20 protein-coding genes, 1 tRNA gene, 2 rRNA genes and 1 pseudogene are annotated in these 25,440 nt (G+C 38.6%); 17 read left to right on the top strand and 7 right to left on the bottom strand.

All coding sequences use genetic code 11. The features are described 5' to 3' along the window. Positions 1 to 319: 319 nt before the first annotated feature. On the bottom strand, positions 320 to 487 hold the full coding sequence (locus KDN24_RS20690) for a hypothetical protein (RefSeq protein WP_491348143.1): 168 nt from the start codon (positions 485 to 487) through the stop codon (positions 320 to 322). A gap of 123 nt (positions 488 to 610) precedes the next feature. Here KDN24_RS20690 and KDN24_RS20685 point away from each other — a divergent pair. Beyond that, a pseudogene (locus KDN24_RS20685) lies at positions 611 to 889 on the top strand (recombinase family protein); the annotation flags it as partial. Positions 890 to 1,066: 177 nt separating this feature from the next. On the opposite strand, the gene KDN24_RS20680 reads toward KDN24_RS20685, so the two are convergent. Beyond that, complete coding sequence (locus KDN24_RS20680) at positions 1,067 to 2,455, bottom strand: sensor histidine kinase (protein WP_409970608.1); 1,389 nt, start codon at positions 2,453 to 2,455, stop codon at positions 1,067 to 1,069. Next, positions 2,455 to 3,168 carry a response regulator transcription factor gene (locus KDN24_RS20675; RefSeq protein WP_409970609.1) on the bottom strand — a complete coding sequence of 238 codons (714 nt, stop codon included), beginning with the start codon at positions 3,166 to 3,168 and terminating at the stop codon, positions 2,455 to 2,457. Before KDN24_RS20675 ends, KDN24_RS20680 begins: the two co-directional genes overlap by 1 nt. Positions 3,169 to 3,337: 169 nt before the next feature. Here KDN24_RS20675 and KDN24_RS20670 point away from each other — a divergent pair, with 169 nt between their 5' ends. The 11 genes from KDN24_RS20670 (at position 3,338) to KDN24_RS20620 (ending at position 14,037) form a co-directional block, all read left to right on the top strand. Further along, complete coding sequence (locus tag KDN24_RS20670) at positions 3,338 to 4,249, top strand: ABC transporter ATP-binding protein (protein ID WP_409970610.1); 912 nt, start codon at positions 3,338 to 3,340, stop codon at positions 4,247 to 4,249. After that, positions 4,249 to 5,004, top strand: a complete 756-nt coding sequence (locus tag KDN24_RS20665; RefSeq protein ID WP_409970611.1) for an ABC transporter permease — start codon at positions 4,249 to 4,251, stop codon at positions 5,002 to 5,004. The genes KDN24_RS20670 and KDN24_RS20665 overlap by 1 nt, the downstream gene beginning before the upstream one ends. A gap of 12 nt (positions 5,005 to 5,016) precedes the next feature. Continuing rightward, positions 5,017 to 5,751 (top strand): ABC transporter permease, encoded by a 735-nt coding sequence (locus tag KDN24_RS20660; protein ID WP_409970612.1) that lies wholly within the window; start codon positions 5,017 to 5,019, stop codon positions 5,749 to 5,751. 22 nt (positions 5,752 to 5,773) lie between these two features. Next, positions 5,774 to 6,130, top strand: coding sequence for a YxeA family protein (locus tag KDN24_RS20655; protein WP_409970613.1), 357 nt, complete (start codon positions 5,774 to 5,776; stop codon positions 6,128 to 6,130). A 253-nt stretch (positions 6,131 to 6,383) separates the two neighbouring features. Further along, positions 6,384 to 7,931 (top strand): IS21 family transposase, encoded by a 1,548-nt coding sequence (gene istA, locus KDN24_RS20650; RefSeq protein ID WP_409970614.1) that lies wholly within the window; start codon positions 6,384 to 6,386, stop codon positions 7,929 to 7,931. After that, on the top strand, positions 7,928 to 8,683 hold the full coding sequence (istB, locus tag KDN24_RS20645; RefSeq protein ID WP_409970615.1) for an IS21-like element helper ATPase IstB: 756 nt from the start codon (positions 7,928 to 7,930) through the stop codon (positions 8,681 to 8,683). Before istA ends, istB begins: the two co-directional genes overlap by 4 nt. Further along, positions 8,680 to 8,880 carry a hypothetical protein gene (locus KDN24_RS20640; RefSeq protein ID WP_409970616.1) on the top strand — a complete coding sequence of 67 codons (201 nt, stop codon included), beginning with the start codon at positions 8,680 to 8,682 and terminating at the stop codon, positions 8,878 to 8,880. Before istB ends, KDN24_RS20640 begins: the two co-directional genes overlap by 4 nt. 723 nt (positions 8,881 to 9,603) lie before the next feature. Then, positions 9,604 to 10,734: a site-specific integrase gene (locus KDN24_RS20635; protein WP_409970617.1), complete on the top strand. Its 1,131-nt coding sequence runs from the start codon at positions 9,604 to 9,606 to the stop codon at positions 10,732 to 10,734. 266 nt (positions 10,735 to 11,000) lie between these two features. Further along, positions 11,001 to 12,296: an IS110 family RNA-guided transposase gene (locus tag KDN24_RS20630; protein WP_409970618.1), complete on the top strand. Its 1,296-nt coding sequence runs from the start codon at positions 11,001 to 11,003 to the stop codon at positions 12,294 to 12,296. A gap of 551 nt (positions 12,297 to 12,847) precedes the next feature. Beyond that, positions 12,848 to 13,432: a hypothetical protein gene (locus KDN24_RS20625; protein ID WP_409970619.1), complete on the top strand. Its 585-nt coding sequence runs from the start codon at positions 12,848 to 12,850 to the stop codon at positions 13,430 to 13,432. Positions 13,433 to 13,572: 140 nt separating this feature from the next. After that, on the top strand, positions 13,573 to 14,037 hold the full coding sequence (locus tag KDN24_RS20620; protein WP_409970620.1) for a hypothetical protein: 465 nt from the start codon (positions 13,573 to 13,575) through the stop codon (positions 14,035 to 14,037). A gap of 185 nt (positions 14,038 to 14,222) precedes the next feature. Here the strand turns inward: KDN24_RS20620 and KDN24_RS20615 are convergent, their stop codons facing one another. The 3 genes from KDN24_RS20615 to KDN24_RS20605 form a co-directional block, all read right to left on the bottom strand. After that, complete coding sequence (locus tag KDN24_RS20615) at positions 14,223 to 15,458, bottom strand: IS110 family RNA-guided transposase (protein ID WP_491348142.1); 1,236 nt, start codon at positions 15,456 to 15,458, stop codon at positions 14,223 to 14,225. Positions 15,459 to 16,044: 586 nt separating this feature from the next. Continuing rightward, positions 16,045 to 16,117: transfer RNA gene (locus KDN24_RS20610), tRNA-Ala, on the bottom strand. Positions 16,118 to 16,171: 54 nt separating this feature from the next. Beyond that, positions 16,172 to 16,867 (bottom strand): MgtC/SapB family protein, encoded by a 696-nt coding sequence (locus KDN24_RS20605; RefSeq protein WP_491348141.1) that lies wholly within the window; start codon positions 16,865 to 16,867, stop codon positions 16,172 to 16,174. 129 nt (positions 16,868 to 16,996) lie between these two features. On the opposite strand from KDN24_RS20605, the gene KDN24_RS20600 reads away from it, so the two are divergent. Genes KDN24_RS20600 through KDN24_RS20590 form a run of 3 tightly spaced genes read left to right on the top strand, consistent with a single transcriptional unit; the run spans position 16,997 to position 19,048 of the window. Further along, the gene (locus tag KDN24_RS20600) at positions 16,997 to 17,905 is read left to right on the top strand and encodes a DMT family transporter (RefSeq protein ID WP_491348140.1); all 909 of its coding nucleotides are present in this window, start codon (positions 16,997 to 16,999) and stop codon (positions 17,903 to 17,905) included. 16 nt (positions 17,906 to 17,921) lie between these two features. Further along, complete coding sequence (locus tag KDN24_RS20595) at positions 17,922 to 18,455, top strand: GNAT family N-acetyltransferase (protein ID WP_409970516.1); 534 nt, start codon at positions 17,922 to 17,924, stop codon at positions 18,453 to 18,455. 23 nt (positions 18,456 to 18,478) lie between these two features. Continuing rightward, on the top strand, positions 18,479 to 19,048 hold the full coding sequence (locus KDN24_RS20590; RefSeq protein WP_409970517.1) for a GNAT family N-acetyltransferase: 570 nt from the start codon (positions 18,479 to 18,481) through the stop codon (positions 19,046 to 19,048). Between the two features lie 387 nt (positions 19,049 to 19,435). Here the strand turns inward: KDN24_RS20590 and KDN24_RS20585 are convergent, their stop codons facing one another. After that, positions 19,436 to 19,813 carry a DUF488 domain-containing protein gene (locus KDN24_RS20585; protein ID WP_409970518.1) on the bottom strand — a complete coding sequence of 126 codons (378 nt, stop codon included), beginning with the start codon at positions 19,811 to 19,813 and terminating at the stop codon, positions 19,436 to 19,438. Positions 19,814 to 20,537: 724 nt separating this feature from the next. On the opposite strand from KDN24_RS20585, the gene KDN24_RS20580 reads away from it, so the two are divergent. Both KDN24_RS20580 and KDN24_RS20575 read left to right on the top strand, forming a co-directional pair. Continuing rightward, positions 20,538 to 22,087 (top strand): 16S ribosomal RNA (locus tag KDN24_RS20580). 313 nt (positions 22,088 to 22,400) lie between these two features. Next, positions 22,401 to 25,336, top strand: a 23S ribosomal RNA gene (locus KDN24_RS20575). Together the 16S and 23S rRNA genes form the textbook arrangement of a ribosomal RNA operon. Positions 25,337 to 25,440: the final 104 nt, after the last annotated feature.

The raw sequence follows: 25,440 nt of genomic DNA, 5'->3' as shown, positions 1-25,440 counted from the left end.
ATAAAAACCGAACTATTCCGAAGCTCTTAATTAGAGTTTCAAATAATAGTTCGGTTTTTTCATTGACTGAAAACCTTTTGTTCCAGCCTCTTCTCTTTTTTCAAAAGAAATTTTAGGGTCTACCCCCGTCATTAGTGTTTTGGTATTTTTGGTTTAGGAGTGAATTATTCGTATAGAAATCTTTTACGTTCGGAGGCATAATCTTATCAGTTATCTTACTTATCATAGTGAGAGAAACATTAATTCTATAGATATTTTTCATTTGATCTTCAATGTTTCTAGTGGCATTTCTTTAGTCATCCTGCTAATTTTAGTTTCATTAAATAAGATTCATTTCATTCAGCTTTTTAAATAAGATATCGTTTTGAGTCACTTTGATGTTTTGATTTCTTGTATAGTTAGATTTTATATAAATACTTGTTGAATATAGATTAGAGTGATTAATGAGCTGCATGATTGATGTAATAGATGACCCTGATTCTGACATTAATGTAGTAAAACTATGCCTAAAATGATTATTGCAGATGAATTGAGCCACAAGTGCGGAGTTTTGAGCCAGTGATTGCGGAAGAAAGAGCCACTTTCTGCAGACTAGAGAGCCAGCTATAGAAATGGAGCAACAAAGGATTGTGAGCAACCACAAAAAATGTTAAAGGATTCACAGGAAGGCGACATTATTTATGTGACAGACTTAACTTGGATCACCCGTAGTACACAGGATTTATTTGAATTAATTGATAATATAAGAGGTAAAAAGGCAAGTTTAAAATCACTAAAAGATACATGGCTAGATTTATCAGAAGATAATCCAATCCATACAGCCAATTCTTAATTACAAACGGCTGGTGTTAACCAATTAGAGAGAGATCTTATTCGTATGCGACAACGGATTACCTCCATTAAAGGACCATTTTACCCCTTTCAGAAGATTGGCTATTTATTAGGGTGGGAATTTTGATATCACGGTAGAAAAGATGTTAAACATTGTATGAAAAGGCCTTATATACAAGATATTATGCTAATTTGTATGTAAAGCCTTGTTTTCCATGCAAAAACATACTTTCATTTAATTGATACTTACGGAAGGCAATACAAGTTCTGCACGCACCCCTTTACCGACATCACTTGTTAAAATTAAATATCCTTGATGGGCCTTTGCGATTCTTGCAACCATTGGTAAGCCTAAACCATGTCCATTGTGGCTAGCACGCTTTCTTTTAGAAGAAAAGGGTAATTCCAATAGATTAGGAATTTCACTTTGAGGGATTCCATTACCGTTATCCTCTATGATAAAAATACAGGTCCTATTACTTTCATTAAAGGTCGTTTGTAAAATTATTATACATCCATCAGGATTATGATTAATACTGTTTTGTATTAGATTACTAATGGCACGCTTTAATAATCGCTCATCGCCATCGATTTGAACCCTTTCATCTAAAATTCCAACTTCTATTGTGAAACGTTCATCTAACCCGTTATTTAAAAATTCGGATGCAACTTGTCTTGCAAGTGCGGAAAGGCGGATTGGCTTTTTGTTAAGAGGATGCATTTCATATTCAAGCATTGAGACAAGGTTTAAATCACTTACAAGAGATCGTAAATTCTCTGCTTGTCGCCGAATAATACTAGCTTGTCTTCTTTGTTCTGAAGGGATATCGCTATTTTCCTCCAAGTCACTTGCATAACCAAGTACCATAGAAAGTGGGGTTCGAATGTCATGTGAAATCCCGGCTATCCAGTTGGAACGTGCTTCATCCCGTTCTTTTAAACTAACATTTTTCTTACGAAGTAAAGTTGCAACACGATTTACGTTTTGTGCAAGGTCGGCTAATATGCCTTTTGGCTCTATAAATACCTCTCTATCCTCACCAAGAGCTTGTATTCCTTGAGTTAGTGGACGGATAGAGCGAATCAGTTTATAACCAATGAGAAGTGATAAAAGTAAAGCCAAACCTATATTAATAATAAGTAAAGAAGCTATCCTTAACGGTAAAGATGAGACCCAATTTGTAAGAAGGATATGCTGATATTTTGCCAAGCTCCCTTTTGGATACCCTACAACTACTATTCCTTCACTATGTTCCCATACAAAAACAGGGTAATCCATTAAGTACCTTTGGGTAAACTTGGCTACATCTGTCAATGAATAGGTTTCGGGAAGCTCATCAGGAAGTTGATATTTCCATCCCACTTGTCCGGTATCGTCAATTAGCATGGCCCATGCATGATTCTGTTCCAGTAATTTTGTAGGTGTTGAATCTAGAGAATAGCTATCAGATGAATGGTGTAACCCCTCTGCTACTTTTTGAACAACTGTGGCAGGAGAATTCCCTTCGTTCATGCCATTAAGTATCCAAACGCCTAACAAGATAAAATTTAAAACCAATAAAAAGGCGGAAATTATCATAGTTGCACCAATAAAGCGCTTTAAAATACGTAATGAACCTTCCATTATTCGCCTCCCTTAACCATTAATTTATATCCTAACCCCCGAATAGTCAGTAAATATTCAGTTTTAGAAGGATTTACTTCAATTTTTTCACGGATACGGCGGATGTGTACCATCAGTGTATTTTCATAACCATAATAATCATCCCCCCATGCTGCCTGACAAAGTGCATCGCTGGTAACGATTCGATTTCGATTTTCAAAAAGTTTTAACAGTAATGCATGTTCCTTTGCTGTCAAAGAAATCTCATTAATGTCACTACGAACCGTACCACTTTCTAGATTAATCACGCGGTTCCCTAACTGAAAAACAGGATATTGTTCCGGCTTTGGTGGTGAATAGACCCTTCTCAAGATTGCCGTTAGGCGGAGAACTAGTTCGCGTGGTAAAAAAGGTTTAACAATATAATCATCAGCACCAAGTCCAAGACCTAATAATCGATCTTCGTCTTCACCTCTTGCCGTTAAAAAAAGGACAGGCATATTTGATGATTGACGTAAGGAAGATAGAAGGGAAAATCCGTCGCCATCAGGGAGCATTACATCTAAAATAGCTAAATCCGGTTTTACAGATTGGCAAACTTCTATAGCCTCCACACAATTGGAGGCCTGATAAATGCGATCAAATCCTTCCTTACGTAAGAATCCATCCACCATATTCCTTATTTCATGCTCATCGTCTACGATAAGTAACTTTTTATTTTTTATATTATCCAATTAATATCACCCAATATAATTATATATTACTCTTTTCTTCCTTCATCCTTATAATCTGGTCATTAATTATGATTTAAGGTTAGCGTAAGGTCAATTTCAGCCTGACGAAAGGTTAACTTTTTATATTGTATATAAAGAACATTGATGAAACAAATTGGAGGATGAGAATATGAGTCAAATAGTTACTACCCACAATCTTTCCAAACGATATGGTAATACATATCGTGTGAAGGATGTAAATTTATCTGTAGGTGAAGGGGATATTTTTGGATTTCTTGGACCAAACGGAGCAGGAAAATCTACCACATTAAAAATGATATTAGGATTAACACGACCAACTGATGGCAAAGTAAAGGTCTTTGGAAAGGATTTTGATGCAAATCGCCGTCTTATTTTAGGCCAAACTGGTTCTCTTATTGAATCTCCGTCTTATTATGGACATCTATCTGGGCTTGAAAATATGCGAATTATACAAAGACTGCGGGGAGTTCCAGATAGGAATATATCAGAAGCATTAAAAATCGTTCGATTAGAAAACCAAAAGGATAAAAAGGTAAGTCAATATTCACTAGGCATGAAACAGCGATTAGGGATTGCTATGGCGTTATTATCTTTACCAAAGCTTTTAATACTAGACGAACCTACAAATGGTCTTGACCCTGCTGGTATTGGTGAAATTAGGGAGCTGATTAAATCTTTACCCCAGCGCTATGGAATAACGGTACTTATCTCTAGTCACCTCCTTTCAGAAATTGAACAGATTGCAACATCAGTAGGCATTATTAACGATGGTAAAATGCTATTTCAAGGTAGCATGGATGAATTAAAAAACAAGAGTCATCCAACCATTATGATAAAAACTCGTAATAATATGTTGGCACAAGAACTACTTTCTACTAAAGGCTTCTTCCCGTTACAACGTGGTGATTCTTTGGTGTTTGAAAACTTGAAAGATGAACAGATAGAACAAGTAAATAGAGATTTAGTTGAGGCCAATATAGGAGTACTTCGTATTGAAGATCATAAAAAGAACCTAGAGAGTATTTTCCTAGAGATTACAGGAAAGGAGCGTAGCCTGTAATGAAACTGATAGGCCTCGAATTCTACAAATTACGTCATAAGCATATTTTTTTGATGATTACATTATTTTTGCTTGTAGAAATAATGTGGGCGTTCATGGCAACTAGTATGTCAATTTCCCGTAATCCAGAGAATGCTAGTTGGGAACAGCTTATTATGATGCTGACCTCTATGAACGGCTTGTTTTTACCTATTCTTTCAGCAATATGTGTATCTCGTATCTGTGATATGGAGCATAAGGGGAATACATGGAAACTATTGCTGACAGTTTCTGTGAAACGGGGGCAACTCTATGCAGCAAAGTATATTTGTGCAAGTATTGTCATGTTGTGGGTAATTTTATTGCAAGTTTTTTCTATCAGTATATTTGGTATTATTAAAGGTTTTGAACAACCTATACCATTAACCCTGCTTATACAATTCCTTATGGGAACAGTTTTGACCACCATGATCATTATTGCACTGCAACAATGGGTATCAATGGCGGTTAAAAATCAAGCTTTCGCTTTATCTCTTGGTATGATTGGGGGATTTATCGGCATGGCAGCTGATTTATTTCCGTTAGGAATTCGAAGATTTTTCATTTGGTCCTATTACACAGGGTTAAGCCCCGTTAAGCAAAACTATGTAAATGAAAAAATGCAATTTATTATACAGGATTTAAATACATTATTGCCTTCAATTGAGGTGCTGGTTATAGCTGGGATTATTATCTATTTAGCTGGTAGCAACCATATTTCAAGGCAAGAGTTATAAGGAGGGGTGACAATGTTAATACGATGTATTTCTGCTGAGTGGTTGAAACTAAAACATTCACGCATATGGGTGATTCTGATAATTCTTCCGATTATAAGTGTATTAATTGGAAGTGCCAACTTTTATTTGAATCAAGGTGTTTTAGGGAAAGAATGGTATAGCCTCTGGTCACAAGTTGGATTATTTTATGGGGAATTTTTCTTTCCCATACTTATTGCCATTTGCTGTGCGTATATGTGGAGATTAGAGCATTTAAATAAAAACTGGAACATGATCATGACCGCACCAGTATCTGTAGCAAGTATTTTTCTTTCTAAATTGTTTGTTGTCAGTGTAATGCTCATTTTTGTTCAAGGTTCGTTTTTTCTTTTGTATCTTCTTGGGGGAAAGTTGGTAGGGCTGACCTCTGCACTTCCTAATGAATTATTTAAATGGTTAATACAGGGATGGATAGCTAGCCTTACAATTAGCGCTTTACAGTTGGCCCTTTCAATGCGTTTTCGTAGTTTCGCTGTTCCCATCGGTATCGGTTTATGTACTACTTTTTTGGGTTTAGGAATGTACGTAATGGATTTAGGAATGTTTTTTCCCCATTCTCTTTTGACTATAGGAATGGGTGTACTCAGTCAATCGGGTTTTTCATCCCAAAATGATTATTTATTATTCTTGATAATGAATCTACTCTACCTAATTGTCATTAGCTTAGTAGCAATTCAGTGGATGAGAAAGAAGGATGTAGTAGCTTAAACAAATAAAAGGAAGTGTTAGCATGAAAAAAGTTTTGTTTGGAATAATTGGCCTAATACTGTTGATTGTCGTAGCGTTTTCCATCTTCTTTTATAATCCTAATAAGCTGACCCCAGAAAATCCGGAAGGGAAAACTCTTTATTATACTATGGTCGTTAATGATGAAATAAAATTAGGTGATAATCAGCGATATGAATATAACTTAGATGCCTTTGATGAAAAAGGAGAAAAAAAGACTCTTACTTTTACCAGTAGCAAACAATTACAAGAAGGCGCATATTTAGAATTGTATGTGGCACCTTTTCGTGGTGTTACATACTGGCAGGAGGTTCAGTTAGAGGAATTACCTAAACAAATTAAAAGCGTTTATTCAAAGTGAAAAACTGAAACATAATATTAATGAGGAATTATGAAACAGCTGCTATACGGGAGCTATTGCAAACAAATAATTATTCTTTATTCCATTAAAGGGTGGCAATAATGAAGCAATGAAAGGCCTAAATTCTCAGTAATTTCATAATGAGAATTTAGGCTTTTAATATTGAGATTTCTTTAATGTTGTAAATCCGCATTTTCCTGACGCTACCTCTGCATGCCAATGAACATGACTCTATTATACAGGAGGCTTTTTTATGATTAATTATCGTAAGATTCTGGAACTGTATTTTGAGAATGTCAGTCAAAGAACAATAAGTTCAAGTACTGGACATTCAAGAAATACAGTCTCCAATGTCGTTCGTAAAGCCAAGAAACTTGGCTTAGAAAGTTTGGACGACATCATGACCAATCCGTGGCTGGAATCGTTTCTTTTCCCAGAGAAACAAGCTATCGAGAAAGGTTACTTTCCAGTGGATTGGGAGAAAGTTCATAAGGAACTTCAAAAAAAGAATATCACTTTAACCTTATTGCATAAAGAATATGCAGATGAAGCTCGTGAAGGTGGCAAGATACCTTATGCTTATCGTACTTTTACCGAGAACTACGGAAAGTATGCCAAAAAGTATAAGCTTACTATGCCTATTCGGCGAAAACCAGGTGAAATTATGGAAGTAGATTGGGCTGGTTCCACTCTGGAAATTAAAGATCGTTCTACTGGGGAGATTTTATCTGCGTATGTATTTGTAGCTACCTTGCCTTATAGTCAATTGAGTTATGTCGAGGCATTCTTAGATATGAAGTCCGCAAACTGGCTGACAGCTCATATTCATGCATTTGAATATTTTGGAGGTGTTCCTGAAGTCTTAGTTCCAGATAATTTAAAGACCGGGGTGACAAAGGCTCTTAGAAGTGAACCTCTTTTAAATGAAGCCTATCGTGAACTTGCTGATTACTACCGTACAGTTGTCGTTCCAAGTCGTGTTCGTAAACCAAAGGATAAACCAAGTGTCGAGGGTTCAGTTGGGCATGTTTCAAGACAGATTATTGCTTCTTTAAGAGACTATCAGTGTTTTCATCTTGAGGACTTAAATCAACAGATTTTTAGAAAATTGGAGGATCTTAATACGCTCGATTTCCAAAAGCGTCCGGGCTCAAGAAAAAAGGTGTTCGAGGAAGAAGAAAAATCCTATCTTCAAGCTCTCCCTCAAACAAGATACAAGCTTACTGAATGGAAAATAGCAAAGGTTCAACTGAACTACCACATCCAAGTTGAACGAATGTATTATTCCGTTCCATATGACTATGTCCGTGAATCTGTCGATGTTCGACTGACTACGGATCTAATTGAAGTTTACTTCAAAGAAACAAGAATTGCATCCCATAAACGATTAAATGGAGAAATTGGTCAATATTCTACGAATACGGATCATATGCCTGATAACCATCGATTATATCTAGAACATAATCCAGAAAACAACAAGAAGTGGGCTGAGTCAGTAGGACCATATATGACAGAATTTGTCTCTTATATTTTGAGAAATAATATAGAAAAGAAAGCGTTAAATGTCCTGAGTACATTAAGGAATTTATCAACAAAGTATACAACGGATGAATTAGAACAAGCAACACAAACATTACTTGAGATATCAACAAATCCAACGATTTCAGTTTTAAAAAGCATACTTGATCGGAAGAAAAAGCAACGAAAGAACAAGAAGAGAGACATAGAAAACTACCAAACTCAAAATGAGGATTATGGGTTTGTACGTGGGGCTAAATACTTTGGGACGGATAGTAAATGATGAACGAAGAAACGTTACGTAAATTAACTGAAATGAGAATGGGAGCAATGGCAGAGTTATATCAGCAACAAAGTCAAAACAAGGAATATAACAACATGGACTTTGATGATCGTTTCAATCTATTGGTAGATTACGAGTATGACCGCCGCAAGACAAATAAATTGGAACGTTTGATTAAACAAGCTACGTTTAATGATCCAACCGCAGCTATCGAAGATATAGAATACCATCCAGACCGTAAGTTAGATAAGAATTTAATCTTAGAATTAGCAACGGGGAATTACATCCAGAATCATCATAACATCATTTTAATGGCGGCTTCAGGAAACGGAAAAACATGGATAGCGAATGCCTTTGGAATTCAAGCGTGTCGACAGTTTTACAAAGTAAAGTATATAAGATTACCTGAATTACTTGATGAATTAGCTGTTGCGAAATATGAAGCTGATGGCAGTTTCCGAAAGCTAATCCAAAAATATAAAAAGATTGATTTATTGATACTTGATGAGTGGTTATTAACCGAACTTTCAGAGGAACATGTGCTTCATGTGTTAGAAATTATTGAAGCAAGATTAAAGCGAACATCTACAATATTCTGTTCCCAATTTTCACCGGAAGGGTGGCATTCTAAGTTAGGACAGGCACAGATAGCTGATGCGATTTTGGACCGTATTGTGCACGATTCGTACAAAATACTAGTTGACGGGGAAGTTTCAATGAGAGAACGTCACGGATTGACGGTATCTCAATGATTCCTGAAGAAGTAGAACTCCGTATAGCAATGTATTTCTTTCATAGGCATTTACCTGATGACATAATGAGGAGTGTGGAAGCAAAGCTATTACCTCCATGTATCTGGCTGGATGAAGATAAATTCGATCATGATGAACTCGTTCGCTGGGCTCTTGAGATCATTGATAAACACCTTGACGGGAAACGCTTTAAATAAGATAAACTAAAGCTATTGGAGACTTCTACGTTTCCAATAGCTGCTTATACTTTACTACCATTGGCTCCCGACTCCGCACTTACTGGCTCGATTGTCCGCAAATAGTGGCTCAAAACTCTGCACAACTGGCTCATTCTGTCTGCAATACTCACCCTAATATGGACTTTAGTGACCGTCAAGTAGAAATGAACTCTTTCTTACTTCAAAATGCTGAAAATGAGTGAACACTAAGTTTATTGGGATTAACGATTGCTTTTTGAAACAGAGATGATATTAGAATCCATAAAATATGCTCAATTGTAAAGTTCTTTGTGATCAAAAAGTATAACTAATATAGATGGTGAAAAGAGCGTAAAATTGTTACAAAAAAGCTTTCGCTTTATGAGAAATATTATAGTTGATTTTTGATGGAATTGAGGAAACTAATTTGTGTTTTTAATTATAAGAGTAATCAATTCTTTTCTAGCAGAAGTATAAATTTATTTTGCCACATACCATTAATTTTTATTAATTGCACATTTAATGTACATTATTAAAATTTTTGATTGAACTTATTTTATTTAGAGTAAATAGGATAATTATGAAATAGAAAAGAGAATTGTGTAAAAAGCGATAAACTTTTTGGATATAGCATGAAGTTTTTTGATTTATTGTTTCCCAAATCTATTTATAGGGCATCCTTTTATCTAAAAGTTTAAGAAATGGATGGGAGGCAAAAGAAAAATGAAAGGCTCTATCTTTAAAAGAGGTAAGATTTATGCTGTTAGATATGACATAGGTGTAGGAGGAAAGAGGGAACAAAAGTATAAAGGAGGATTTAAAACAAAGAAGGATGCTCAGGAATATCTTAACAAAGCGTTATGTGAAATAAACGATGGGACTTACGTGAAACAAAATAACGTACTGTTTTCGACATATATTGAGGAGTGGTTTAATAATTCTTATAAAATGTCAGTAGCAGAAACTACAGCGGAAACGCGCTGGTTTTATATTGAAAAACATGTGATCCCATACTTTGGAAAAACCCCATTACAAATGATTACAACGAAAAAACTTGATGAATTTTACAACCAAAAAATAGAATTAGGACTATCAGCTAAGACTGTAAGGGAATTTCATAATTTAATGAGACGTGCCTTCGGTCAGGCGATTAAATGGTCTTTAATAAAGATTAATCCAGCTTTAGACGCGACTCCCCCAAAAATTGAAGTAAAGGAAATAAACCTTTGGACGATAGAACAAACTAAGCAGTTCTTGAAATTACTGGGATCCCAAAATATAGATCCAATTTTTGAATTGATTATCTTCACAGGAATGAGAAGAGGAGAAGCTCTAGGGTTGAAGTGGGAAGATATTGATTTTCAGAAGGGGAAAATAAGGGTAGTAAGATCATTAGCAAAAACTATAGAAAAGGGCTTGTTTTTAAAAGATGTAAAAACACAAAGCTCTAAACGTCAAATATCCATATCGGCATATTTATTAAATAAACTTCTACAACACAAAGAAGAGCAATCAAATCATAAAAAGAATTTTAAAGAAACGTATAATGATCAAGGAATGGTTTTTTCTACGTTTGAAGGGGGCTTTAAGGATCCAAGAAATCTTTTAAGAGATTTCAATCGTCTAATTAATCAATCAGGATTGCCAAAGATAACAATTCATGATTTAAGGCACTTACATGCCACTCAGTTAATGATTAACGGAATAAATCCTAAAGTTGTTCAAGAGCGATTAGGACATTCACGAGTTGCGGTAACATTAGATTTGTATTCACATGTAAATGAGGATTTACAAATAGAGGCTGCCATTCGATTTGAAAACGAGTTTTTTAAAGATTCTTCAATTGAAAGATGATGCGGGAGTAAGGTTGTCGTTTTTTAAAAAGATTTATCATTTAATACATAGTTCGATAATTTAAAATAAAGATTGATAAATAATAATAAAGTTTGACTAAAAATCCTGTGTCAAAGCTGGATTTTTTCTTATTCCACAATCGGGCCAGCATTCCTGTATTGAAGGAAAATGAGATTTGAGTATCAAAAAGACCTCTTGGTATGATTAGAATGTCCTGAAGCTGGCCAGCGAAATGGGCAAAATCTATCATGACCAGGAGGCCTATCATGAATTATAACCAAAACAAGAAAATCGCTCAAATTACTTCTAAAACACTTATTATCGGAGTAGATATTGCAAAATACAAACATGTAGCCAGAGCTCAAGATTTTAGAGGGTTAGAGTTTGGCTCACCTTGTTACTTTGAAAATACAAAAGATGGATTTTGTCATTTTCTTAATTGGATCTCACGACTTATGAAAGCTCAAATGATGAATCAAGTAATTGTCGGTATGGAGCCGACAGGTCATTATTGGCTTAATTTAGCTTATATTCTTAGGGAACATACGATTAAATTTGTGTTAGTTAATCCATTACACGTTAAGAAAAGTAAGGAATTAGATGATAATTCACCAACTAAAAACGATATAAAAGATGCTAGAGTTATTGCGCAATTGGTTAAGGACGGGAGATATGCTGAACCAACTATTCCACAAGGTATTTATGCAGAACTCCGTGTGGCTAAGAAAATTCGTGATCTCTTAACTGTTGACCAACAAATTGTACAAGGTCAAATGCATAACTGGATTGACCGATATTTCCCTGAATTTTTAACGGTTTTTAAGAATTGGGAAGGTAAAGCAGCTTTACAATTTTTGAAGTTAAATGTATTACCACATGAACTTGTACATTTCTCTGATCAGGATCTATTAAATCACTTAAGAAAAGCTGTTAAACGCAGTGTAGGGATAAGTAAGATTCAGGATTTAAAACAAGCAGCCCGTGAATCTATTGGTATTCGTCAAGGGGCAGATATGGCGAAATTAGAATTACAAACATTGATAGCTAAATATGAGTTAATCCAGTCTAAATTCGAAGAATTGGATACCAAAATAGATGCATTAATTGATCAAATACCCGGTGTTCAACAGATGCTTGCCATCAAGGGAATCGGAAGAGATACTGTCGCAGGCTTTTTTGCAGAAGTCGGAGATCTAAATGAGTACTCCCATCCTAGGCAAATCATTAAGCTCGCTGGGTTAAGTCTTAAGGAAAATACGTCTGGAAAGCATAAGGGACAAACAAGGATTACGAAGCGAGGTAGAAAGAAACTTCGTGCTCTGCTGTTCAGAGTCTGTATGATACTCGTTGCGAAGAATTCAGCTTTTAAAGCACTTCATACCTATTATACACAACGACCTGACAACCCATTGAAAAAGATGCAATCTCTGATCGCTTTGTGTAATAAGCTCATACGTATATTCTTTGCCATAGGTAAAAAACAATTTGAATTTAGTGAAGCAAGGATGTTAACGGATATTCCTCATATGGCAGTATCAGAGAATGTAAAAATAGCCGGTTGATAATGTTTTAGAATAGATTAAGTAGTAAGTAGTTAGGTACTCAAGGTTTAGGTACATTTGAAGCACGGATTAGTCAGTAAAGCAACAATACTTCGGGCAAGGACCCTGTGGGCCAGCGTAACTGACATCCACCTCATGGAAAGGTTGGACGAAGGAATTTGAGAGCAAAGACTCTGTGAGGCATGGGAGGGTTGACCTCCATGAGATATGTGGACATCCACCAGTGCTATCATATTTTCACTAATGAACCAATTTATGTAAAAGATTGGTTTATTAAGCTGTGAGTCTTTTTTCTTCAAATGTCCAATTTTATCCTCAAAATCCATCTCTATCCACACAGAAGATAACCTTTGAAACAAGACTACTATGAAAATCTAAGAAAACAGGAGAAATCGTTAGATTTTACATTCATTATTGAGGGAGATTGTTGAATAACGCTTATTAAGAGAAATGAAGATTGTGAAAAGACGTACTTAAGCTAAAGGGGCAGGTTAGTGCAAGAAGAATATTGGCTATCTATGGTAAAATTCAAGTTGTGAGAGGTGAATTAAATGAAAAAAGTTTTATTTGGTGTCATTTTAATTTTAGGTTTATTTTTAATCGGTATTTTATCAGGATTGCACTTTAAAGAGATAAATGCAGTACCAGGCGATGTTAAAATGATTCATTCAAGTGATATTGGTAATTATGCAAAAGCAGTATTATTTGAAGATAATACTCATAATACATTCGGGGTGGCAAAATTAGAAAAAAAGTTTGGCTTTTTGTATCGGTATGATGGTGGTGCATGGGAGGGTATGGTAGAAGAAGGCAAACCATTTCAAGCCACTGGAATTGGCGATGAGGATGATTTTTTAGTTGCTATAAAAACAGCAAAAAATTCTAACATCGAGTATATTGCACTGGGAAACCATATGGAAGGTGTAATGCCATCGGATAAATACGAATTAACCCTTGATGGTGTAAGAGAAAACATTGACGAATATTATTTAAAAGAAGTAAAGGATAACTATGTACTTTTTGTCACTGACGAATATTCAGAGGATACATGGACTATTAGAGCTTTTGATAAAGATGGTAATTTGATAGCTGATGAATTATTTGGTGGAGACGCAAGATACATTGATTGGAAATAAGGGAATATATTCTACTAACGGGGGCGATTGCTAAACAATAACAATTGCTTCTTGTGCTAACGGGGCAGAACTGTTCAATAAGACAGCTATTGAAACTTATACAAAATACTAAACGTCAAATTGAAGAAAGGGGGACTTGTATGAGAAATAAAAATTTACTTTCGATTGCAGTATTATTTATTTTAATCACTTTTTTTTTACCAAGTAAGCTACTTGCAACTTCTTGGGCTTTTCAATTTGTAGTATGGCAAGGTTATATTTATGTAGTAAGCGATGAGTATGTAACCGAAATTGATAGCGAAATTGGTCAAGTCACTAAATACTCAGATATGGAATCTTATTCTGGTAATTTCTCTAATACTTTTAAAAAGGGTACTAAGTATTATTCAATCAAAGGTATTAACACAGACGAAGCAATAGCTATTGAAGAATCTGATGGTCGATATATAAAGGCGTATAGAGAAGGGGAATATGAAGTAAGAAGTGCTTTTGATGGATTTTTTGGTGGACAACAGGGAATTATTAAGATTTTTATTTTTTCAATATTGTGTATTTTAGTTATTATTCTCATTTATAAAGTTTTAAATAATAATCGTGGAAAATAATAATTTCTTATTTAACTATTGGGGGCTTTAGTTCAATAAAGATCTTCATCAAAACCAGCCAATAGTTGTCAACATTTTTTAATAAAAAAATTAAAAATATCATGTTATACTAAATTCGTGTATACCAAATAACCGTCCAAATACTGTGTTTGGAAAGTTCCGGTTAACTCGGTTAAATTGTTAAATCAAGCTAAATCTTGGAAAGAAGTTTTGCTTTTTAAAAGTGCATAAATCCAATGTAGGAGTTTGTTTGCACAAGCTATCACAGCTACTCTAAAAGGTTTTCCTTCTTCCCGTTTTTTATCATAAAACGCTCGTAATCTCTTATTACGAGGAAGGATTTCATCCGTTGTTTTCTGTTTGCGACAGTCACGAATAGCACATTTAACAGCCATATACAAAGCTTGACGTAGTCTGCTAGAGCCTCTTTTGGTAATTCGATTGTAAGTACCTTTGAATGTGCCAGATTCAAAGACACTTGGATCAAGACCGGCAAATGCGACTAGTTTCTTAGGATGATTAAACCTTTCAATTTCCCCAACTTCAGAAATAATCGTGGCTGCGATTTTTTCACCGATACCGGGAATTGATCGGATAATCTTAGATTCTTCAATACTTTTTGCTAAAACATCTATCTCATTTTCAAGCATGGATAGATGTTTTTTGTATTCAAAGAGCATATTAATAAACATATCTAAGCTCAGGGCAAGACTAGAGTATAAAACCTTCTGAAAAGGGTTTTGAGCTGCGGCAGTCATTAGCTTTTCAGCCTGTTTGTTTGCCCATTGTAGTGAACGAGTATTACAGAATTCTTTTATTTTAGTTGTTAATGTTTCAGTATCACCTTTCAAGACATCTTCTGAAGTAGGAAATGCTTGTAATGTCTTTAAAGAAACGTCCGAATATAAATCTCCAAAAACCTTACTATATCCAGGAAAAACTTGATCCAAAACTGCTTGAAATTGTAGTTTGGTTTGTACAAACATGCCTGTGATATTATCGTGCTGTCTCGTAAGATGACGTAAGTTCATAAGTTGGATACCACGCTTTTTATAAGGCTCTAAATCCTCTTTATAATACAGCTCGCAGAGGTGATTGGCATCAATGATATCTGTTTTTACCTTTCGCAAACTAGAACTTTTTGCTTTATAGGAGATGAGTGGATTTACAATAATAATTAAATAGCCTTTGTCCTCAAAATATTGAACAACCGGTGTATGATAATGACCCGTTGATTCCATTACAAGAGGGGGACGTTCTCCTGAAATATCTTCTATCTCTTTAATAAAATCTAATAAACTAGCTAACCCATCAAGATCATGTTTTACTTTGAAACTTTTTTTGTAGGGTTTCTTTCTCTCCAAGTATGCTTGAATCTGACTTTCACCTTTTGCCACATCCAGACCAATGACTGGATTCATTATAAACTTCCTCCTCCAAATATAATTACCGGTACCCCTAATCCTTCTTGTAGTGTCATAGCTTCGCTTGTTATACGAGATCATTGTCCCAACCAGCCTCAAACATGTTTCTACAAGTAGGGGGCGAACTGTTTTGCGGACGGGGTCTTAGCCCCACGGGCGCGAACGTTCTACCCCGGCTACCGTTATCATATATCGATATAAAAAATGGTCAACCAGAAATATTTTCTGGCTGACCTAATAATACGATAGGGCGCGATTGTTGAACAACATAAGTAGAAAATGATCAAACTTTTTTAAAAAATCAAACTTTAATCTGTTGAATAACAATCCCTTTTGATTATTCTTTTTTCAAAAGGGATTGTCAAATATATCGTAAAATACGGGTTTGTGAGGTATTTTAATCAAACTTTATTCCAAGGATACACAGGTGAGTTAATTAATTCGGTAAAATAATGTACAAATAAGTTGCTTTCTAACGCTTTAGTATACTAAAGGTGTACACTTTGTGCACACTTCACGTTTTAACAAGAAATAGGGAGAATGAAAAACAAGAAAAACCCTTGCTACGCAAGGGTTTCCTTTATGGAGAATAGGGGGCTCGAACCCCTGACCTCTACGCTGCCAGCGTAGCGCTCTCCCAGCTGAGCTAATCCCCCAATTGGTTGGTACAACAATGATTATATCGGCAACATTGGAATTTGGCAAGAGGACTATTGCATACTTTCTATTTCAACACTCCGCACGCCACTCAACTCGGATACGCTGTAATAAATATCGGTAATACTTTTCTTATGGCTTGTTGTAACGATAAGTTGGATGAGATACTTTTGCTCTTCGATATCTTTTATTCGTACACGTATGATGGATATTTTCAAATCTTTTACAGCTGAGAGGATGTCTTCGATGTTTTCTTTACTGCTAACTTTTAGTTGAAGGGTAACTTCCCTCTCACGTAATTGTCTCGGACCGACTAATTTAATAAACATAGGAATGACTTCAACGCTAATGATGAGTAGTGCCACCCCAGTCATTGCTTCAATATAGAAGCCTGCACCAACTGCAATTCCAATTCCGGCAGCTCCCCAAATTAATGCAGCTGTTGTTAATCCAGATATGCTATCATTTCCTCTTCGTAAAATAACCCCAGCTCCTAAAAATCCGATTCCGGAAACAATTTGCGCCGCTAAACGCAACGGATCCATCGTAATTTGAACCCCTTCTTTTCCTGGGAATACGTAGGCTGATTTTATTGAAACGATCGTCAAGAGGCAGCTGACGATGGCAATGACTAAGCTTGTCTTCAATCCGACAGGTTTTCTTCTTAATTCACGTTCAATCCCAATGACTAGTCCAAGAATGGCAGAAATTCCTAGCTTCATCAAGACTTCTAACTCTAGATGGTTCATACTATCCCTCTTTTTTATATTTATTTAGAATGCTATTCTATTAATAAAAAGATTTCATTAACTGCTTAACAAAGTAAAAATATGAGATATACTTTGAAATATAGAAATTAAGAAATAGGAGAATCATATATGTCAGACACAAAAATAAATCCTTATGTACTTCTCATTATTGGCGTTATTTCGGTGTCAACGTCAGCCATTCTTGTTAAAGTATCGACAGCTCCATCTGGAGTCATTGCTTTTTATCGCTTGTTTTTTTCAGTCTTATTTATGCTGCCGATATTTTTACTAAAATATGTTCCAGAGCTCCGTCTTATTACTAGACGAGACTGGGTGTTTTCAATAATAGCAGGGGTATTTCTCGCTTTCCACTTCATTTTATGGTTTGAGTCATTAAACTACACATCTGTGGCGAGCTCAACCGTGCTTGTCACACTTCAACCGTTGTTTGCTTTTATCGGAACGTATCTATTTTTCAAGGAAAAGTTCTCATGGAAAGCCATTTTAAGTGGAATAACTGCTATTGTTGGAAGCATCATCATTAGCTGGGGTGATTTTAGAATTAGTGGTTCTGCCTTATATGGGGATATATTGGCCTTAATAGCCTGTGCCTTAATTACAGCAAATTTCATGTTTGGCCAAACCGTTCGGCAAAGGCTGTCTTTAATTACGTATACTTTTGTCGTTTATAGTATAAGTACAGTAACACTTCTAATCTATGTGCTTATGAAACAAGAGCCGCTATTTCCATATGAAACGAATGACTGGGTTTACTTCATTCTACTTGCATTAGTACCAACTTTACTAGGGCATACATTATTTAATTGGTCTTTAAAATATTTAAGCACTTCAACCATTTCAATGGCAATCCTTTTCGAGCCAGTAGGGGCAGCCTTTTTAGCCTATTTTCTATTGCAAGAATCGATTACATGGACTCAACTCATTGGAGGAGGTATAGTGATTGCGGGAGTTTCTCTATTTTTACTAGACGAACGAAGAATTCGGATGAAGAAAATGAAAGATAAGGCAGTTACGTGAAAAAGGAGAGAAATAGATGAAAATTCGTAGAGCTGTTGTAGATGATGCGAAAGGGATCGCCGATGTTCATGTCAGAAGCTGGCAAGAAACATATAAAGGAATCGTCAATCAAGCGTATTTGGATAATCTTAAGGTTGAAGATCGTTTCCGTATGTGGGAAGCAGGCCTATCGTCAAAAACGGATAAAGAGCCTGTCTATGTGGCGGAAAATAGTGCAGGAGACATTATCGGGTTTGCTGCATTTGGACCTGAGCGTACGAATAAATTCGGAGCTGATGGAGAATTATATGCTATCTATCTACTAGAAAGTTATAAAGGAAGAAAAATCGGAACTGCATTATTAAGTGCAGGAGTAAAGGAGCTCCTATCAGAGTACTCATCCATTCTTGTTTGGGTTCTTGCAGAAAATAATAGTAAGCTCTTTTATGAAAAATATGATCCGACAAAAGTGGCAGAAGAAGAAATTACGATAGCAGGGGGAAAACATATAGAAATCGCTTATGTTTGGAAAGATATTGAAGTGCTCAACAGGAAACTTCAAACCATATAAACTATATAAAAGGGGATATTATGATGGCTATTGAAAGAGCTTTTTTGTCTTTTCCAATATTAGAAACAGAAAGACTAGTACTTCGCAAGCTTGATTTAAGTGATGCGCCAAATATGTTTAGCTATTTTTCAAAGGATGAAGTAACAAAATATTATGATCTTGAATCTTTTACGACTGAAAAGCAAGCGGAAGAGCAGATCAACAGATTCCTTACAAGATATGAAGATAGGGAGCAGATCCGCTGGGCAATAACTTTAAAAGGAGATAATCAATTAATTGGAACTTGCGGATTCCATGCGATTGAACGTGAGCATTGGAAAGCGGAACTCGGCTATGAGCTCCACCCATCCTTCTGGGGGCAGGGTATTATGTCAGAGGTTATTGCAGCTGTTATACGATACGGATTCATTGAAATGGACCTAAATAGAGTTGAAGCATTTTACGACCCGAGGAATATTCCATCTGGACGAGTTCTTGAGAAAAATGGCTTTGAATTTGAAGGTATTCTAAGAAAACGTTATTTTGAAAAAGGTCAATTCGTTGATGCTGCGATCTCTGCAGTTTTAAAAGAGAACTACTTGCCATCCACCTAATTGTGAGTGAGATTTTTGTTACATAAATAAATATGTAAATTTGGAGAAAACGAAGGCACTTATTACAGAGAAGATAAATGTCCCTCCATACACCTTATCTTCAGTATTTGCGATCTTTATTCCTTCTGCGTATGCATACGCAAATAAGAAGATAGTCATAAAAAATGATAAATAAAGTGTTATCGTTTCCAGTCCGATTCCCCCTTTCAAAATGATAGAGTTAGTAGATAGTATGAACTTGAATGGGGGGCTATGATTATTTTTTAGTCATACGAACTAGAAGTATGCTTGTGAATAACTTGGCTGAAATGAATGAGTTTGTGGATAAAGTGCGTATCTTTATCCACATCCTGTTAATAAAAATGTGAATTATTGATTTTCTAGTCTTTATATTGTTGTTAAGTCTGTGGATATGTGGAGGATTTCTTCCCTCAACACGACTGCATGATTATATGTTGTATTTTTGGCAGCATATAATAGTGTAAGATCATGAGTTGTTGCTAACTGACATAATTCCTTAATCATTTGAGATTTTAAAGTATCCGAACGTAATTCTTCAATATAGTTCATTCGAAACTCTTCGAATTGTTCTGAGTTATGATTAAACTGTTTTCGAAGCTGATGACTAGGAGCTACTTCTTTCATCCAATGTGCCAAACTCGCTCTTTCCTTAGATATTCCACGTGGCCACAATCGGTCGACTTGAATTCTGCAGCCGTCCTGTTGTTCAACGGGATCGTATATTCTTTTAATCCTAATTTTCATTATAGTATCAGTCCTCATTCTTATTTAATGGATCAAGTACTTGAATTTCATTCAGTAAAAAGTGCTTCATTTTTTTATTGTACAATGAGTATCTCAATTGCTATATAGTTTAATTCATTTAAATATAGGATGAGTATTAACAAGCAAGGCAGTGAACAATGCTATAGAAGCTTTGAAGATTACAGCTAAATAATGAAAAATAAAAAACGAATAAAAATATAAAAATTATATTGCAAACATTTTTCACGCATGGTATATTAGAACTCGTCCTCAATAAGTAGCTTTAAATAAGAAAAAGATTTTCAAAAAAAGTTATTGACTAATAATGAGGGAATGTGTTAAATTAAGAAAGTCGCTTCTCAGCGATAAAGCAAAAATAACTTACTGAAATTGTTTGGCAGATTGAATGAAGCCTTGGCTCCTGCGCCGTAGATTATTCGAGGATGTGACTCCTCAGCTCGTCGCAAAGCTACATAGATATTATTCACAGGTGTTTATTCATGAAGTGACTCAATGTGGTAGCTTTGTTCTTTGAAAACTGAACGAACAAAAACGTCAACGTTAATTTTTTAGTCTTTTTTGAAAAGACAATTTTAGAGCTAATCAACTCACTCTTTATCGCGTATTAACGCGCAGTAATATCCTTGCGGATAACTGCCCGTAAATACCCGATTGATTCGACTAACCATCACGGGGAAAAACATCCCGCGAAGGAAGTCTCATCTTATTGGAGAGTTTGATCCTGGCTCAGGACGAACGCTGGCGGCGTGCCTAATACATGCAAGTCGAGCGAACTTGCGGGAGCTTGCTCCCAAAAGTTAGCGGCGGACGGGTGAGTAACACGTGGGCAACCTGCCTGTAAGACGGGGATAACTTCGGGAAACCGGAGCTAATACCGGATAACTCTTTTCCTCACATGAGGAAAAGCTGAAAGATGGCTTTTGCTATCACTTACAGATGGGCCCGCGGCGCATTAGCTAGTTGGTGAGGTAACGGCTCACCAAGGCAACGATGCGTAGCCGACCTGAGAGGGTGATCGGCCACACTGGGACTGAGACACGGCCCAGACTCCTACGGGAGGCAGCAGTAGGGAATCTTCCGCAATGGACGAAAGTCTGACGGAGCAACGCCGCGTGAGTGATGAAGGTTTTCGGATCGTAAAACTCTGTTGTTAGGGAAGAACAAGTATCGGAGTAACTGCCGGTACCTTGACGGTACCTAACCAGAAAGCCACGGCTAACTACGTGCCAGCAGCCGCGGTAATACGTAGGTGGCAAGCGTTGTCCGGAATTATTGGGCGTAAAGCGCGCGCAGGTGGTTCCTTAAGTCTGATGTGAAAGCCCCCGGCTCAACCGGGGAGGGTCATTGGAAACTGGGGAACTTGAGTGCAGAAGAGGAAAGTGGAATTCCACGTGTAGCGGTGAAATGCGTAGAGATGTGGAGGAACACCAGTGGCGAAGGCGACTTTCTGGTCTGTAACTGACACTGAGGCGCGAAAGCGTGGGGAGCGAACAGGATTAGATACCCTGGTAGTCCACGCCGTAAACGATGAGTGCTAAGTGTTAGGGGGTTTCCGCCCCTTAGTGCTGCAGCAAACGCATTAAGCACTCCGCCTGGGGAGTACGGCCGCAAGGCTGAAACTCAAAGGAATTGACGGGGGCCCGCACAAGCGGTGGAGCATGTGGTTTAATTCGAAGCAACGCGAAGAACCTTACCAGGTCTTGACATCCTCTGCCAACCCTAGAGATAGGGCTTTCCCCTTCGGGGGACAGAGTGACAGGTGGTGCATGGTTGTCGTCAGCTCGTGTCGTGAGATGTTGGGTTAAGTCCCGCAACGAGCGCAACCCTTGATCTTAGTTGCCAGCATTCAGTTGGGCACTCTAAGGTGACTGCCGGTGACAAACCGGAGGAAGGTGGGGATGACGTCAAATCATCATGCCCCTTATGACCTGGGCTACACACGTGCTACAATGGATGGAACAAAGGGCTGCGAGACCGCGAGGTTAAGCCAATCCCATAAAACCATTCTCAGTTCGGATTGCAGGCTGCAACTCGCCTGCATGAAGCCGGAATCGCTAGTAATCGCGGATCAGCATGCCGCGGTGAATACGTTCCCGGGCCTTGTACACACCGCCCGTCACACCACGAGAGTTTGTAACACCCGAAGTCGGTGGGGTAACCTTTTGGAGCCAGCCGCCTAAGGTGGGACAGATGATTGGGGTGAAGTCGTAACAAGGTAGCCGTATCGGAAGGTGCGGCTGGATCACCTCCTTTCTAAGGAAAATGAAGTGGAAACTTCATAAAAAGACGTCATTTGTTCGTTCAGTTTTGAGAGAACAATCTCTCAAAACTTCGTTCTTTGAAAACTAGATAATGAAGAAGAAAAACCGAGTAATCGCCATTTTAGTATTTCTCTCTATTATTTAATAGAGTTTAAAACCAATCACAATTCTTACGAATTGTGAGGGTAATGAGAAGCAAGTAGATCAAGGAACCAAGTGAGTGAACCCCGGAGTGTGCTTCAGCACATGAGGAGGTGAACGAGCGCAGGTGACGCAGAGATACGCTGCTTATCATTAGCCGAACAGGTTAAGTTAGAAAGGGCGCACGGTGAATGCCTAGGCACTAGGAGCCGATGAAGGACGGGACTAACACCGATATGCTTCGGGGAGCTGTAAGTAAGCTTTGATCCGGAGATTTCCGAATGGGGAAACCCGCTGTTCGTAATGGAACAGTATCTTTACCTGAATACATAGGGTATAGAAGGCAGACCCGGGGAACTGAAACATCTAAGTACCCGGAGGAAGAGAAAGCAAACGCGATTCCCTGAGTAGCGGCGAGCGAAACGGGATTAGCCCAAACCAAGAGGCTTGCCTCTTGGGGTTGTAGGACACTCTACACGGAGTTACAAAGGAATGAGGTAAATGAACAGGTCTGGAAAGGCCGGCCAGAGAAGGTAAAAGCCCTGTAGTTGAAACTTCGTTCCCTCCAGAGTGGATCCTGAGTACGGCGGGACACGTGAAATCCCGTCGGAAGCAGGGAGGACCATCTCCCAAGGCTAAATACTCCCTAGTGACCGATAGTGAACCAGTACCGTGAGGGAAAGGTGAAAAGCACCCCGGAAGGGGAGTGAAATAGTTCCTGAAACCGTGTGCCTACAAGTAGTCAGAGCCCATTAACGGGTGATGGCGTGCCTTTTGTAGAATGAACCGGCGAGTTACGATTACATGCGAGGTTAAGTTGAGAAGACGGAGCCGCAGCGAAAGCGAGTCTGAATAGGGCGAATGTAGTATGTGGTCGTAGACCCGAAACCAGGTGACCTACCCATGTCCAGGTTGAAGTCCAGGTAACACTGGATGGAGGACCGAACCCACGCACGTTGAAAAGTGCGGGGATGAGGTGTGGGTAGCGGAGAAATTCCAATCGAACTTGGAGATAGCTGGTTCTCTCCGAAATAGCTTTAGGGCTAGCCTCATGTAGTAAGAGTCTTGGAGGTAGAGCACTGTTTGGACTAGGGGCCCCCATCGGGTTACCGAATTCAGACAAACTCCGAATGCCAAAGACTTATCCATGGGAGTCAGACTGCGAGTGATAAGATCCGTAGTCAAGAGGGAAACAGCCCAGACCACCAGTTAAGGTCCCAAAGTATACGTTAAGTGGAAAAGGATGTGGAGTTGCTTAGACAACCAGGATGTTGGCTTAGAAGCAGCCACCATTTAAAGAGTGCGTAATAGCTCACTGGTCGAGTGACTCTGCGCCGAAAATGTACCGGGGCTAAACGTATCACCGAAACTGTGGATGGACACCGTATGGTGTCCGTGGTAGGAGAGCGTTCTAAGGGCGTTGAAGCTAGACCGTAAGGACTAGTGGAGCGCTTAGAAGTGAGAATGCCGGTATGAGTAGCGAAAGATGGGTGAGAATCCCATCCACCGAATGCCTAAGGTTTCCTGAGGAAGGCTCGTCCGCTCAGGGTTAGTCGGGACCTAAGCCGAGGCTGAAAAGCGTAGGCGATGGACAACAGGTTGATATTCCTGTACCACCAAATTACCGTTTGAGCAATGGGGGGACGCAGGAGGATAGGGTAAGCGCGCTGCTGGAATAGCGCGTCCAAGCAGTTAGGCTGATAATGAGGCAAATCCCATTATCGTGAAGGCTGAGCTGTGACGGCGAGGGAAATAGAGTACCGAAGTTCCTGAATCCACACTGCCAAGAAAAGCCTCTAGCGAGGTAACAGGTGCCCGTACCGCAAACCGACACAGGTAGGCGAGGAGAGAATCCTAAGGTGAGCGAGAGAACTCTCGTTAAGGAACTCGGCAAAATCACCCCGTAACTTCGGGAGAAGGGGTGCTCATTTGGGTGAATAGCCCGGATGAGCCGCAGTGAATAGGCCCAGGCGACTGTTTAGCAAAAACACAGGTCTCTGCGAAGCCGCAAGGCGAAGTATAGGGGCTGACGCCTGCCCGGTGCTGGAAGGTTAAGAGGAGGGGTTAGCGTAAGCGAAGCTCTGAATTGAAGCCCCAGTAAACGGCGGCCGTAACTATAACGGTCCTAAGGTAGCGAAATTCCTTGTCGGGTAAGTTCCGACCCGCACGAAAGGCGTAACGATCTGGGCACTGTCTCAACGAGAGACTCGGTGAAATTATAGTACCTGTGAAGATGCAGGTTACCCGCGACAGGACGGAAAGACCCCGTGGAGCTTTACTGTAGCCTGATATTGAATTTCGGTACAGCTTGTACAGGATAGGTAGGAGCCTAGGAAGCCGGAGCGCCAGCTTCGGTGGAGGCATCGGTGGGATACTACCCTGGCTGTATTGAAATTCTAACCCGCGCCCCTTATCGGGGCGGGAGACAGTGTCAGGTGGGCAGTTTGACTGGGGCGGTCGCCTCCTAAAGAGTAACGGAGGCGCCCAAAGGTTCCCTCAGAATGGTTGGAAATCATTCGTAGAGTGTAAAGGCACAAGGGAGCTTGACTGCGAGACCTACAAGTCGAGCAGGGACGAAAGTCGGGCTTAGTGATCCGGTGGTTCCGCATGGAAGGGCCATCGCTCAACGGATAAAAGCTACCCCGGGGATAACAGGCTTATCTCCCCCAAGAGTCCACATCGACGGGGAGGTTTGGCACCTCGATGTCGGCTCATCGCATCCTGGGGCTGTAGTCGGTCCCAAGGGTTGGGCTGTTCGCCCATTAAAGCGGTACGCGAGCTGGGTTCAGAACGTCGTGAGACAGTTCGGTCCCTATCCGTCGTGGGCGCAGGAAATTTGAGAGGAGCTGTCCTTAGTACGAGAGGACCGGGATGGACGCACCGCTGGTGTACCAGTTGTCTTGCCAAAGGCATAGCTGGGTAGCTATGTGCGGACGGGATAAGTGCTGAAAGCATCTAAGCATGAAGCCCCCCTCGAGATGAGATTTCCCATAGCGCAAGCTAGTAAGACCCCTGAAAGATGATCAGGTTGATAGGTTTGAGGTGGAAGCGTGGTGACACGTGGAGCTGACAAATACTAATCGGTCGAGGACTTAACCAAAATAATTATGATTACTCTATTTCTTCTTCTTATTATCTAGTTTTGAGGGAATGAAATTGCAAATTTTCCTCTTGCAAAAAGCTAAAAATTAGTTATAATAGAGT

Source organism: Cytobacillus sp. Bva_UNVM-123 (genome assembly GCF_046351715.2).
Taxonomy (GTDB): Bacteria; Bacillota; Bacilli; order Bacillales; family Cytobacillaceae; genus Cytobacillus.
Note: the sequence above shows the minus strand (reverse complement) of the source record. Positions and strands in the feature narration are given on the sequence as shown.

Coding starts and splice junctions, on each gene's coding strand:
- KDN24_RS20690 (WP_491348143.1), bottom strand. CDS start 487: ATGTCAGAATCAGGGTCATCTATTACATCAATCATGCAGCTCATTAAT.
- KDN24_RS20680 (WP_409970608.1), bottom strand. CDS start 2,455: ATGGAAGGTTCATTACGTATTTTAAAGCGCTTTATTGGTGCAACTATG.
- KDN24_RS20670 (WP_409970610.1), top strand. CDS start 3,338: ATGAGTCAAATAGTTACTACCCACAATCTTTCCAAACGATATGGTAAT.
- KDN24_RS20665 (WP_409970611.1), top strand. CDS start 4,249: ATGAAACTGATAGGCCTCGAATTCTACAAATTACGTCATAAGCATATT.
- KDN24_RS20660 (WP_409970612.1), top strand. CDS start 5,017: ATGTTAATACGATGTATTTCTGCTGAGTGGTTGAAACTAAAACATTCA.
- KDN24_RS20655 (WP_409970613.1), top strand. CDS start 5,774: ATGAAAAAAGTTTTGTTTGGAATAATTGGCCTAATACTGTTGATTGTC.
- istA (WP_409970614.1), top strand. CDS start 6,384: ATGATTAATTATCGTAAGATTCTGGAACTGTATTTTGAGAATGTCAGT.
- istB (WP_409970615.1), top strand. CDS start 7,928: ATGATGAACGAAGAAACGTTACGTAAATTAACTGAAATGAGAATGGGA.
- KDN24_RS20640 (WP_409970616.1), top strand. CDS start 8,680: ATGATTCCTGAAGAAGTAGAACTCCGTATAGCAATGTATTTCTTTCAT.
- KDN24_RS20635 (WP_409970617.1), top strand. CDS start 9,604: ATGAAAGGCTCTATCTTTAAAAGAGGTAAGATTTATGCTGTTAGATAT.
- KDN24_RS20630 (WP_409970618.1), top strand. CDS start 11,001: ATGAATTATAACCAAAACAAGAAAATCGCTCAAATTACTTCTAAAACA.
- KDN24_RS20625 (WP_409970619.1), top strand. CDS start 12,848: ATGAAAAAAGTTTTATTTGGTGTCATTTTAATTTTAGGTTTATTTTTA.
- KDN24_RS20620 (WP_409970620.1), top strand. CDS start 13,573: ATGAGAAATAAAAATTTACTTTCGATTGCAGTATTATTTATTTTAATC.
- KDN24_RS20615 (WP_491348142.1), bottom strand. CDS start 15,458: ATGAATCCAGTCATTGGTCTGGATGTGGCAAAAGGTGAAAGTCAGATT.
- KDN24_RS20605 (WP_491348141.1), bottom strand. CDS start 16,867: ATGAACCATCTAGAGTTAGAAGTCTTGATGAAGCTAGGAATTTCTGCC.
- KDN24_RS20600 (WP_491348140.1), top strand. CDS start 16,997: ATGTCAGACACAAAAATAAATCCTTATGTACTTCTCATTATTGGCGTT.
- KDN24_RS20595 (WP_409970516.1), top strand. CDS start 17,922: ATGAAAATTCGTAGAGCTGTTGTAGATGATGCGAAAGGGATCGCCGAT.
- KDN24_RS20590 (WP_409970517.1), top strand. CDS start 18,479: ATGGCTATTGAAAGAGCTTTTTTGTCTTTTCCAATATTAGAAACAGAA.
- KDN24_RS20585 (WP_409970518.1), bottom strand. CDS start 19,813: ATGAAAATTAGGATTAAAAGAATATACGATCCCGTTGAACAACAGGAC.